At 41.8% G+C, this 12,503-nt stretch carries 9 protein-coding genes; 4 read left to right on the forward strand and 5 right to left on the reverse strand.

The genetic code is table 11. From position 1 onward, the window contains the following. Positions 1-2 precede the first annotated feature (2 nt). The 3 genes from rapZ to IPP74_00145 all read left to right on the forward strand — a co-directional run bounded on the left by rapZ (position 3) and on the right by IPP74_00145 (position 3,584). The gene (gene rapZ, locus IPP74_00135) at positions 3-860 is read left to right on the forward strand and encodes an RNase adapter RapZ (GenBank protein ID MBL0317711.1); all 858 of its coding nucleotides are present in this window, start codon (positions 3-5) and stop codon (positions 858-860) included. Positions 861-966: 106 nt separating this feature from the next. Next, positions 967-1,476, forward strand: a complete 510-nt coding sequence (locus IPP74_00140; GenBank protein ID MBL0317712.1) for an ankyrin repeat domain-containing protein — start codon at positions 967-969, stop codon at positions 1,474-1,476. A 332-nt stretch (positions 1,477-1,808) separates the two neighbouring features. Then, entirely contained in the window at positions 1,809-3,584 is a 1,776-nt protein-coding gene (locus tag IPP74_00145) for a DnaJ domain-containing protein (GenBank protein MBL0317713.1), read from the forward strand. 255 nt (positions 3,585-3,839) lie between these two features. Here IPP74_00145 and IPP74_00150 read toward each other — a convergent pair whose 3' ends face one another. Both IPP74_00150 and IPP74_00155 read right to left on the reverse strand, forming a co-directional pair. Beyond that, positions 3,840-5,663 carry an ankyrin repeat domain-containing protein gene (locus IPP74_00150; GenBank protein MBL0317714.1) on the reverse strand — a complete coding sequence of 608 codons (1,824 nt, stop codon included), beginning with the start codon at positions 5,661-5,663 and terminating at the stop codon, positions 3,840-3,842. A 165-nt stretch (positions 5,664-5,828) separates the two neighbouring features. Continuing rightward, a complete protein-coding gene (locus tag IPP74_00155) occupies positions 5,829-9,572 on the reverse strand; it encodes a glycoside hydrolase TIM-barrel-like domain-containing protein (GenBank protein MBL0317715.1) in 3,744 nt (1,247 codons plus the stop codon). Between the two features lie 297 nt (positions 9,573-9,869). Here IPP74_00155 and IPP74_00160 point away from each other — a divergent pair, with 297 nt between their 5' ends. Then, entirely contained in the window at positions 9,870-10,529 is a 660-nt protein-coding gene (locus tag IPP74_00160; GenBank protein MBL0317716.1) for a hypothetical protein, read from the forward strand. A 538-nt stretch (positions 10,530-11,067) separates the two neighbouring features. On the opposite strand, the gene IPP74_00165 is transcribed toward IPP74_00160, so the two are convergent. Genes IPP74_00165 through IPP74_00175 form a run of 3 tightly spaced genes read right to left on the reverse strand, consistent with a single transcriptional unit; the run spans position 11,068 to position 12,491 of the window. Continuing rightward, a complete protein-coding gene (locus IPP74_00165; protein ID MBL0317717.1) occupies positions 11,068-11,544 on the reverse strand; it encodes a hypothetical protein in 477 nt (158 codons plus the stop codon). An 8-nt stretch (positions 11,545-11,552) separates the two neighbouring features. Then, positions 11,553-12,173 (reverse strand): DUF2335 domain-containing protein, encoded by a 621-nt coding sequence (locus IPP74_00170; GenBank protein MBL0317718.1) that lies wholly within the window; start codon positions 12,171-12,173, stop codon positions 11,553-11,555. A gap of 15 nt (positions 12,174-12,188) precedes the next feature. Next, the gene (locus IPP74_00175) at positions 12,189-12,491 is read right to left on the reverse strand and encodes a hypothetical protein (protein MBL0317719.1); all 303 of its coding nucleotides are present in this window, start codon (positions 12,489-12,491) and stop codon (positions 12,189-12,191) included. Positions 12,492-12,503 lie beyond the last annotated feature (12 nt).

Below are 12,503 nucleotides of genomic sequence, written 5' to 3' on the forward strand. Positions count from 1 at the left end.
TAATGAATGACGCGCAGCCTCGCGTAATCTTAGTCACGGGTCTTTCAGGCGCTGGTAGGACAACGGTTCTAAAAGCTTTTGAGGATTGTGGTTTTGAGGTCATTGATAACCTCCCCCTTTCACTTTTACCACTGGTGCTAGACAAAACAAGCCAGCGTCATGGCCAGTTGGCGATTGGTATTGATATCCGCAATCGCGATTATACAGGTGAAGATTTTGCCGCCAACATTATCAATACCTGTAGCCAATTTTACGTAAAACCAACCATCCTCTTCCTTGAATGCGATACGGATATTCTCACCCGGCGTTACATGGAAACACGTCGTGAACACCCTCTTGCCAAAGGCAGATTAACAACCGATGGTATTGAACAGGAACGCGTGTTACTGCAAAGCGTCAAAGACGTTGCCAATCATGTTGTTGATACATCATCACTCACGGGTCATGAATTACGAAATTGGATCAGGCACCACTTTTCTAAGGAAGCAGATGGCATCTCTTTATCGGTTATGTCGTTCTCCTATAAAAATGGTCCCCCTCGAGAAGCCGATATTGTGTTCGATGTTCGTTTTTTAAGGAATCCACATTATCTGCCGGATTTAAAACCATTAACAGGACGTGATATCGCCGTCAGTGAGTATGTTAAGGGCGACCCACAATTTTTACCGTTCATCGAGCAATTTTCAACCCTCTTAACGTCTCTCCTGCCTGCGTATGAATTGGCTGGCAAAAGCTTTTTAACCATCGCCATCGGTTGCACCGGCGGCCAGCATCGATCGGTCGTGGTTGCGGAAGCCCTGGCTAAGCAATTCCAAGATGCTGAGCTTGAGGTTCATGTTTTTCACCGCGAGTTGAAATAAATCACAAAAAGAATTTTTTTTAGAGCAAACAAAGCACGACCCCAATTTTATAAGGAAAAATGGTAATTCTTTACTGCACCTTGCCGTGCAGAAGAATGATGCAAAAATGGTTAAGATATTACTTGAGCATCATGCCAATCCAGCGACGTTAAACCGCAAAGGATATACCCCCATCGTAACTGCGATCAAGCGTGCACAAGGGGATATCATCCAGGAATTTATTAACAGCAAAGCTTTAGTAGATGTTGTGGATAACAAAAAGCGCTGCGCCCTTCATTATGCAGTCAATACTAACAAGGATAGCATTATTCAAATGATTCTAAAGGCTAATGTGTTTCAGGCCGATATACCGGATTATAAAGGCAATACTCCTGCACATCTTGCTGCCCAAAAAGGGAATCAATATTTAGTGAAGCAGCTCTTAGTTGCTGGTGCCGATATTTTTTATATTACCAATAATGAAAATAAGACAGCCGATGCACTCCTCAATGAAACATTGAATAAACCGATAAGCCATCAACATAAAATAAAACGGTCCCCTAAAGAAACGAAATGCCCCCCTGTGGAACGCAGTAAATCAACTAAGGCTAATTCCAGTGGGCATAAGGGGCTATGAGTTATAACGCTCGCGCTTCAAGAATTAGGATTAAGGGAAAGCATTCTTATAGCTGGCCGAAAGCCGACGTGCAGCATCCAAACTCTTGAAGAGCGAGGGGCATATAAGAGCCTTATTCTATTATTTTCAACTTGAAACCACGAAAATGAAACGTAGTATAGTTCTGAAAGGCTGCGTACTATAGAATGAAGTAAAACACCAAGTCACAACATCTTTCTATGACATGACTAAATAATTTTATAAATATATAATTATCTTATTTATTTATTAAGGAATTTAATATATAAGAAAAATCAATTTTCTTACATTAAATAATAGATAGAGGAATATTCATGAAACAGACTGTTGATTTTGATCTTTTAACGATAGACCTTTACCAACTTCTAGAGGTAAACAAACAGGCTTCTAAAGTAAATATTCAAGAAAAATATTGTTATTTACTATCAAAAGCAGTGAATTCAATGCCTAGTCGAAGTGAAGCCCTAGATGAAAGAAAAAACCAATTAACACAAGCTTTGGAAATACTATGCGATACAAAGCAAAAAGAGGAATATGATAATTGGATGGAATTCCGCATACAGGAATGGAGTACAATTGGAGACTTTAATCATTTAAGTTTTGATCCTTACTCCGTTTTACATTCGAAGCGTGAGGATAGCATTCCCACCATTAACGACAATTATATGAATGTATTTAAAACTTTAACCAATGATGATACATTCTCAAAGGAAGAAAAAATCAAACAACTAGACGACGCGTTAAAAATATTAGGACATGGGATTTCAAAGAAGAAATATGATGAATATTTAAATCTTAAGGAAAGGAATGCCAAGATGCTGACGACTGAAGATTTTAAAAAATTATCATACAACTACTATGAAGTCTTAGAGGCAACCGTAACAATGTCAATTTCTGACATTAAAAAATCCTTCAATAAATTAGCTCTAAAATATCATCCCGATAGATCATCAAATAGGTCAGATTCATTATCAGCACAAGCAGCAGCAGAAAAAATGGTACAAATAAATAATGCATGGGAAACAATTAACAATCAAGAAAAAAGAAAATATTATGATGAATACCTAAGTAATAAAAAAGAATCACAATTAGCAGTGGAGGCTGTTCCATCTTTTCATGAAACGAATCACGCTTCATCTGTAGGTCCTATCCACACTCATTATCCTGTAAACACACCTCATTCTGATGGTTCATCAACACAGAGAACACCAGGAACACCCTTTAATTTCAATGATACTAAACCTACATTTTATACGCCAAAAAACGAGAATCGTTTTTTTATGAATTCCTCCACGGGCAATAGCTCATTCCACCCTGAGCCTCAACATAGGAGTCCGAGGAGTTCTAATTCGCATAATGCTGATTACCAAACACCTCCCTATCCCACCGCTTCAGACCAACAATACTTTAGTAGTAGCGCCACTAATTACGACCAGCCCTATTATCAGCCAACAGGACAACAGCAGAATGCTAGCCATAATAGCGCCACTAATTACAATCCGCACCATTATCAATCAACAGGAAATCAGCAGAGTTTTAGCCATAATAGCGCCACCTATTACAACCAATACTATTATCAACCAACAGGATATCAGCAGAATGTTAGTCGTAATAGCGCCACTAATTACGACCAGCCCTATTATCAGCCAACAAGACAACAGCAGAATGCTAGCCATAATAGCGCCACTAATTCCAACCAGTCCTATTATCAACCAACAAGACAACAGCAGAATGTTAACCATAATAGCGCCACCAATTCCAACCAGCCCTATTTTCAACCAACAGGACAACAGCAGAATGTTAGTTATTCCTACCCACAACATAATCAGCCTAAACCAGAACAGCAGAATGTTGACTATAGTGACGAAAGAACACCCAATCGTAACACTAATAGCAATTTAAAATTTCATACCCACACAGTAATGCCCAATGGATCAGTTAAAAACATATCTTTACCTTCTGTAAACGAGTTGTTAGCCTCCGCAAAAGAACGACAACCCCGTCATCCCTATAAGCGTGCTGAGGGTCAATCATATAAACGTAGGTCTGAAACGCCCCCTTCTCAACATAGCAGTGACAGACAGCTTTAAAGGGAAGCGCCCTGACATTTTTTAGAAAAACCTCAATGGGAACGACCCATTGAGGTTTTTCTGACTGCTAGGTTAACGTTGATTGAATTGCACTTTATTCACGAAAAACGATGCATACTCTACAACCATCGCAATCAAAGGTAGCAACGGGATAAGGCAAGACCGCCGATAATTTTCTTCTTAAGACAAGAGAAGATAAGTCATAGAACTCACAGTTCGGGTGTTTTATCTCCCCCCTGCAAATCAAACTTAATTCTATCCTTTTACCCTCGATGTTTGCACTGATGTCACACTATCTTTCCAGCTTAGATCAGGTTTATTTGCAAGGCCCTCTGTGTTAATCCGGCTTTGGTGATCCAACCTATTTTCACTCTGTAACGCGGCGTTGAATATTTCGATTTTTTTATCGACTTGTTCACTAAAGCCTTTCAAGGATACCGCATTTTTACTTGCAGATATGTGTTCAACACCGTGGTTGTCAATAAAGGCTTTATTGCGTTTATAAGCTTGTTCGAACTTGTGATTCAGACGTAAGTTACGGACTTTAGTTTTACCATTCCCTAAATCAACATTTCTTTCATAGTGCTTGAATGCTTTTGCTAAATCAGTAGATTCACATGTTGCCGCCGCCTTTGCAATTTTTTGTTTGCTATAGAGTTCAGATTCATCCTTGCCAATGGTGCTAATTACATCCTCTTTTTCCTTAAACGATTGACAACTACGGTACGTACGCGAAGGGAACAATGTAGCTTGGCAGACATACTTATGGTTGTCCCTATCTTCAACATCAAAATCCTCTATTTTATGTTCTTTCAGATAACGTGTCATAGCGTCTGGAGACGACAGATGATGAGACACATATTTTGCTGGCATATAATCTAAGCTTGTTATCAATTCAGACACTGAATTTGCTGCAAAAACAGTGCACCCAGTAGGAGCTGACTGCATTGCCCGTCGGTTGAAATAGATATCAACAGGGGGAACAAAACGACTAAGTGTTGATAATACTGCTTGTGTATTTGGATATGACCCCAACGAATCAACCCAATGCAAGTTAGTCGATTCACGACTAACTACAAATTGAGCACCTATATCATGTATTCCATATCGAAAAACAAAAGGCACACGAACAGGAGATATCCCAAGATAAGGCTTTAAACGACAAATCTCTTCTACAAAAAGTCCAAACTCTGATTGAGATACATAAACAGGAAAAAATGTTTTCTCAGTATCAATCTTACCTGCAACTAATAAGGCCTCATTTTTAGCTGCCATGGTAAGTTGCAGCATATCAACAGGTATACGTTCTGGGTTATTATACCCTATATCAAAATATCTCTTATTTTGAGCATAATAAACTTGCTTTACCTTTTGCTCATAGGCCTCAAAAATATTTGAATGGTTGAGCCGCGCAGCAAGTGCTAAAGCTGTTTCACCCGACATATTGGTAATATTAATATCGTCTAGTGAACTATGAGAAATGAGATTCTCGAATATGTCCTGAAAATTATGATAGGCAGCAACATGAAAAGGTGTATTACCATTATGATCAGCACTCGTAACCATATAGGGATACTCTTCTATGATCACGTTGACTATCTCATTACTTCGATTTTGCACAGCGTAATGTAGCGCTGTCCTGCCTAGATTATCTTTTTCGGTCTTTCTCGCACATGACTTAGCAATATTTAGATAAAGGTCCAAATCTCCCGTAGCTGCTGCAAGATGGAGTATGGTTTGACCAGCCATATTTTTATTCTGCTTGATTATATCAAGTCCAGCTATCACGAGTACGGCATCTTTATTATAGACTAAAAGGGCAATATGTAATGGCGTGTTACCTTCTGCATCAATCACGTTAGAAGGAAAATATTCACTTAAAACACGGAGGCAATCATAGTCGACAACATGTCCAGCCGCCCAACACATCATGGGCCCCATGGGGGTGTTATGCAACGATTCAAATCGTTCAGGCTCATTCTTTCTAATATCGCTGAGCCATTGCACTAACGAGTGATCATCCCCTTGTCTTGCAAACGTCAGTACTTTTGCTAAATCAGCACTTGCATAATCTTTCATTTCACAAACCTTTATTGTGTTTTTTCTATTATATCAATTTTATGTTGAGATTATGTCAAATTATAATAATTTCTATAAAAACATAATAAGCATTAGGCAAATATATAAATATAAACTGTTTTTTATATGAAAAATAAATTTAATACTTAGTTTTATGTCATTAAATCAGCAGAGGATGGATGAGCACTCCCCTCTACCAACCATGGCTGAAATCTGGTAAACCTTAAATGTCAGCAACTGCGGTGGTTGAATAAAGTCTGCATCCTGCTGTTGTTTTGAATACAGAACAGACGCCTGACTAGCGGGGATTGTCCGGACTAGTTTTTGGTCTAAAAACACATCCACTTCATAAGATTCAACCGCCTCGCCTACTTGCATATCCACCCCGTCTACCCATTGTGTTGGAATGCGGCTACGGCGGATCCAGCTTATGAAAATATCTCCCATTGGTAAGCGATTGGCTTGAAGATAGACGGGAGCTAGTGGTTTTAGGCATTTTCCTTGATAAACATAAACCTGTCCGGATGACGTATTAAATTCACTCCCTTTTGAAACGGCCTGTATGAAACGCTGCTGTCCTAACCATGACGACCATGCAGGCAGTGCAAGTAATTCTGGGGTTATTAAAATAAACCGTTCACCTGGCTGATGGTTAGAAATTGCATGACCCGTTCCATACCGACCACGGAGCAAACGAGATAAGAGATAACCATCGGCAGATGTAGATTGCACCTGACAAAACTGAATGAGTTCATCGCCAACGAGCGCTAAATTACTTCCCAACAAAACCTGATCCTTATTGGCTGAAAAAAGGGCACCATGAATGAGAGATACTTGAATCTGCGATACCTCATCCCACACCTGCTCAGGCATCTTACTAAGTCTGTTTAGTACATACCCCATGGTGGCTTGCTTGTCATGTGCAGCAACAAATTCATAATGATTTCCACCATCAGCAGAGACGTAAAGCTGCGCACCAGGCCAATAAGGTCCCGTCCCACACATAGCCATCCAGATAAGCTGAGTCGTATCTTTTTGTTGAGGTATGGTAGGCATCTCAAAAATCCAAGCCTCTGTAGCGGATGGATGAGTGGGAACAACCGCCGTCATTGGCTCCGGTAAATCTGTATGGTAGGAGAGTTCATACAGATCCGGCTCAAAGGAATGCGAGGTTATGATGATTTTCATACTATCCAATACAATCTCACGGACACAATATCGGTTGCTATTAGTGTTAGAGTTACTGTTACTGTTACTCTCTTTAAAAACAAATTGATCTCCTGGCTGCAACGTAATGTAAGACGGTGGCAACGAAAAATGCGCAGAGACTCCTTCCATCTGTGCTTCTTTCAATAAACGCTGACATATCTGCTGTGCCTGCGACGCTGTCAGCACCAGTGGCACACCATTGGTTATCGTAGATACCGACGCTAATACATCATTCCTTTTTGTTAAACAGGCCGAAGCAACAGCAGGCTGATAATCACGCGCAGGATCTACATAGAGCAAATCAGCCTGTACCGGCAATTGCCAAGAGCTGGTGTTGGATACCACCCCCTCAACGATTGCGTGATCGTTTAAAATAGTATCTTGCCAGTCTATGACCCTGTATTCCTGTTTTTGTCGCGGCCTGGCAGACATACCGTTACCGTGCTCTACCAGGTCAAATGCGTACACATCGGCCAAATCCATCAATGCCGTGTAGGCTGTGGTGGGTTTGGATAACACATATCCGAATACAACTCCCCTTAATTGAGAAACATCTATCTGCTGATCTTCGAGCCCTACTTGTTTAAGCAGATCATGCACCACTGCCGCTAATTGGGATAACCCCATTTTACCTTGTACCCAATGGCCCGTGCGCCAATTGGGACCATCAGCCCATGCTTCATGCAAATCAGGGAAATATGGATAAGGCCTGGCATCCCATGTCCATAAGAACTTGTATTCAACCATGGCTGAATGCTGCCACATCAACTCAGTAGCGGTAATCGCAGCACGTTGGGCAAGGCAATCAATCAAGCCACTTGATCCAGTAGGATAATTCGTTTCGACGCTGCTAGGGTCAATAAAGCGATTGGGTTGATTACTACAGGCATCAACACTGGGAAAACCATATTCGGTAAACCAAATTTTCTTTGATTGTGGTAGCCACGGTGTTGGCGAACCATCAGGATGATAGTGTTTCGTTTGCCACCAATAGGTTATATTTTTCCAAGCGCTTTTAGGATCGGTATAAGGAATCTGCTGGTCGGATTGCCCTGCCTGGCTTAGGTAGAAAAAATCATACCCCTCACCACTTACCCAACCTTGCTTTATGGTTTCAAGTAAATAGCGATTATCCTGAGTACCTGTGGTGAGTGGAAAATAAGCATCAATGCCCACTACATCAATGGCAGCAGAAGCCCAAAGGTCATCGAGTGTATACCAACCATTTACCGAATGATATTCCGACCAGTCTGCAGCATAGGTAATCGTAACAGCCGCCCCTAAAACCATTTTAACATGGCTGGCTAAATCACTGAGGCATTGTGCCGCAGGAAAACGTTCGATTCCAGCCTTTGTTTCATCGTAAAGAGACGTCATTCCCTTTAATTCAGAACCGATAATAAATCCATCCACCTTACCCTTTACAAGATTAGCGTAATGCATGATAAATTCATTATATCCATCTGTTTTATAGAAATAATGATGTATATCATCTATAGATCCTGTAATGTCTCCGCGCCACGGTTTCCCATCTATATCCATTTGCAACATGGGGTAAAACATAATCTTAAGATTACGTTTTTTAAGTTCTTCAACAACCCGCGTGACGCTGCCATCATGATAGGTTCCACCATAGCGAAGTTGGTTGAGTGTATCGCGTGAAATCTGTCTGGCATTACTGCGATTCCACTTTCCGACTTGCCAGGATTCCGGTTGGGTTTCAATCACAGGGCCATTTTCTACACACGGCACAACGAGACAATCTTTCATAGTAAGGCTCGTACCAAACCAACACACAACCAACGCTACCCATTCTAAATTTGGGAAAGTTTGCTGTAACTGGTCGAGTGCCATCATAATATCGGCTTGACCGGATAAGGTATGCTGATTAATCATCACACTCTTTCCCTGTGGCACAAAACCACCATTTGCCAGTGGGGTAATGAATCGCTTTGAATGAATGACAGTATCAATCGTAAATTCACCACTTCCAGGAATGAGCGTTATTGCCTTTACTAATTGTTCAGGTTGTTCATCGACAAGTGACTGGGACAGCTGGTAACTGGATTGCTGGCGTGTTACCTCAAAGACAAAACCTGGAATGCTGTTCCCAAACGCCGTTAAGGGAAAATCTTCCATCACCACATAGGCAAGGCCTCGATAAGCAGGAACCACGCCGATTCCATCAAACGCTTCGATAATAGGGTCGGGTAACTGTTCTTCCGTTCCCTTATAGATGCGGTAACTTCCCAGCGATAAATCAAGCAAGGTTTGGTCAGCCCAAACCCTGTTTATGCTTGCAATGGGCCCTTCACAAATGGCAATGGCCATGGTTATTGTATAACTGTAATCCGTCGAAGTGTTCGTCATTTTGGGCCCCAACCCAAATTTTCCACCTCCTTGGGTAAAACTTGAAGTATGGATATGTTCTTGAATAGGTCTGGCCCAGATGATATTCCCTGCCATTCTCATGGTTCCATATACGATAGGAATCATAGCCCCATAAGACGAGCCCTGAACACGGATATCGTCGAGCCTTACTCCTTCATGATGGCGATAACGGTGGCGGTCATTACCCTGTAGCCTGTCATCCATTAGATTACCCGCATATTTACCAAGCGTACTGCCAATGGTTGACCCGAAGGTTCCAAAAGCCCCACCCAAGGCCGCCCCCATATTACCCAGTATTACCGATGCCATAGATACCCTTTTTTATTGTGTAGAGATTGACAAAATGAGGATTTTTGTTAGACTTCTTTTCAGATAAATTCTTATATATTTCTCACCTATGACACCTGAAAACGTCCTTCATAATCTTTTTGTAGTCACCACCGTTGTGTTCGTGCTGTCGATGATTTTCACGCACGTTTTTTCGCATATATTCTAACCGGTTACGCTCCCCTTTACACCTTATCCCCTCACAGCCAAGAGAAGCTGCTTGCTCTGAGTTTTTTTTCTGATTACACTGAATGATTATGGGCATTCAGGGGGATTCATATGCACAAAAAACGTTTTATTCAATTGCTATCCGTTGCTTCTTTACTCGTGTCTGGCTGCACTGCCTTGAACCATGCCCATGATCAAAGCATTCTTATTATCACACCTGATGCCGAAGGAGCTAAATGCAAGCTAACAGACAGAAAGGGCAATGAATGGAAATTAATGCGAACACCCGGCAATATAACCGTTGAACGTGGCCATCCCCCCATGAGCGTCATTTGCACTAAAACAGGCTATCATACGCTGGTTGAAATGGTCGACGCGAATCCCTATGAAAGTGATTATAACGATCTGGTCCAGGGGGTTACAGGGTTGACCAAAGATCCTTTTGGCCAGGTTACCGATAAATATCCTTACAAATTAACCTTCTATCTTGAGCCTTTGACATTCGCTTCGGAGGTCGATAAAAAACGCTGGCTTGCCAACCGCGATTTTGCCAAACAACAGCAGGCTACCGAGCAGGCCATTCTGCGCAAGGATTATGAAAAGCAACAGGAAGAAAGGCGCAAAAACAGCTTGTTTCAATTTAATAATAGTGAACCGGAAGGAAAACCGTTGGCAGACCGTGAGGTTCCTGTCATTTCTGGGCAAATAATACCTCTTGATTTTCAGGATACGGATACTATGATAACAACCATAGACAACCATACCAGGTAATATATGAAATTACTGCTACTCGCGCTTTTATCCTTGATTTGCTTGTCTGCTTGCCAGGAAATATTGGGGCCACCTTATGCACCTGTTGATTCGGATTATCGTGCCTGGTAATAAAAACCCTGTTTTTGAAAGGCAGTTTTAGTGTTTAAATGGATCTTCTTAGTTTTTATATTCTTAATACTGTTGGGAGCCTGTGCAGATTTTGACAGCGGTGGAGCATTCCAGAAAAACTTCTCAATTTCGTACAATCCCCTTAGCACTGGTTGTCATTATGCCTAGACTAGAGTATAATCAAACCGATACTGATTGGAGAATATCATGAAAAATGTGTCTATTTATCTTAAAGGGTTCCTGCTTACAGCCGCTACATTTGCGCTGGTTGCTTGCGCTTCTCATCCACTTGATTTTGGACAGCTTTAATCCAATCTAGAATCAGGCAGAACCGTGCCTGTGGTATACGTGCAATGGCGCTGGTCCAGTAGGTGTGTTGTGCTGGGTTCCTCTATTTTTCATCCAAAGCTGGGGGTGAGTAAAAAAATTACAGCCGATACACACCTTTACACCGACTCTGCCATGATTCATCATATCGATGCTCTACCACGCCCCCTGCCCTTATATGGCAATGAATGAGTCCTAACTCTGAAACATTTTCTGGGGATGGATAATCACTAAAAATACCTACATGCTGATTATAATTGGCCATAGCAAAAAGGCCAATTGCGCCTGGGTATGGCTTACCGTCATGTTTGAGCAAATGCAGATCTAAAACCTGACTTAGCTGATCTTGGCTGTGGATAAAGCCATAATTGGGGTTATCCAATTCGCATAGAAACGGATGCGGCGCATACAACGATTGGATGCCTAAGGATTTACAGACACCTATTACCAGTCCCAGGCAATCACAACCACCCGGTTGATCACTTGTTTTTTTACTACGCCCCTGATGCAAAAAACGCGTACCTATCCAGGTACGCGCTTCTCTTACCACGGGATTCGAATCCCATGTTTTACTCATCGATTCGATTATTGATCCGAATCGTCTTGATGATCATTCCGCTCGGGCCTGTCGTTTCTTTCTGAGCGGTTATTTTTTTCCTGTCTGTCATTCCTGTCTTGACGGTCGTTGCGCTCTTGATGCTCACCACGATTATCACGATGTTGTGGACGGTTATGTTGACGATCCTGACGTTGATCACGGTTATTATTTCTTCCAGCAGCCCTTCTAAATTGACGCTTAGAAACCATTACGGCAATAAACAAATAACCAAAACCAACCAAAACTGTCAGCAACGCTAACATGGAGTGATCCGAGGTTGCTAATCTGACAACGGCCCAAAGCGTTCCTAACGCAATAAGGAGCGAAAATAATTGGCCAAAACGGTAGCTGCCCTTCATTGCCTGAAGATAGGCGGCTTCAACACGATGGCGATGCTCCATCTCTTTTTCAGCCATAGCAAACAAACGGTCTTTTGCTCCTGGAATGAGCTGCTCATATGCCTCAATAACAGCAGCCGGAGGCAATATCGAATGAGAACGGCGTGGACCTCCGCCAAAGTGAGGACGCCCACCTCCATTACTGCGTGGACGTGAATGTTGCCGTGAGTTACGGCGATTATTATTATTGCGATTATAATTTGTATTCATAGAGAAATCCTTTTATTATGAGTCCTGCGAGTCATTATCTCGAGGTAATGCATCCGCATCATGATCTGATTCGTCTTCAACATCTTGGTTGCCTTCATCTTCTGGCTGACTCTCTTTATCCTGCACAGCAGCCCTGTGAGAATGAGCTTCTTGAGGAATCACAGAAGTAAGGGCTTCACTAACGAATTTCCAATCTTCACCCATGGCGATGTCAGACGGGGCAAACGGGCCGCGATCAATAGGTAAAGCAGGCAAAACAGCCGCCCTAGCGCTGCCGATAGAAAAGTTTTTAACAAACAAAGAAATTGACTGTAACAAAATAACCTACCT

The organism is Alphaproteobacteria bacterium, from assembly GCA_016722515.1.
GTDB lineage: Bacteria > Pseudomonadota > Alphaproteobacteria > Rickettsiales > JADKJE01 > JADKJE01.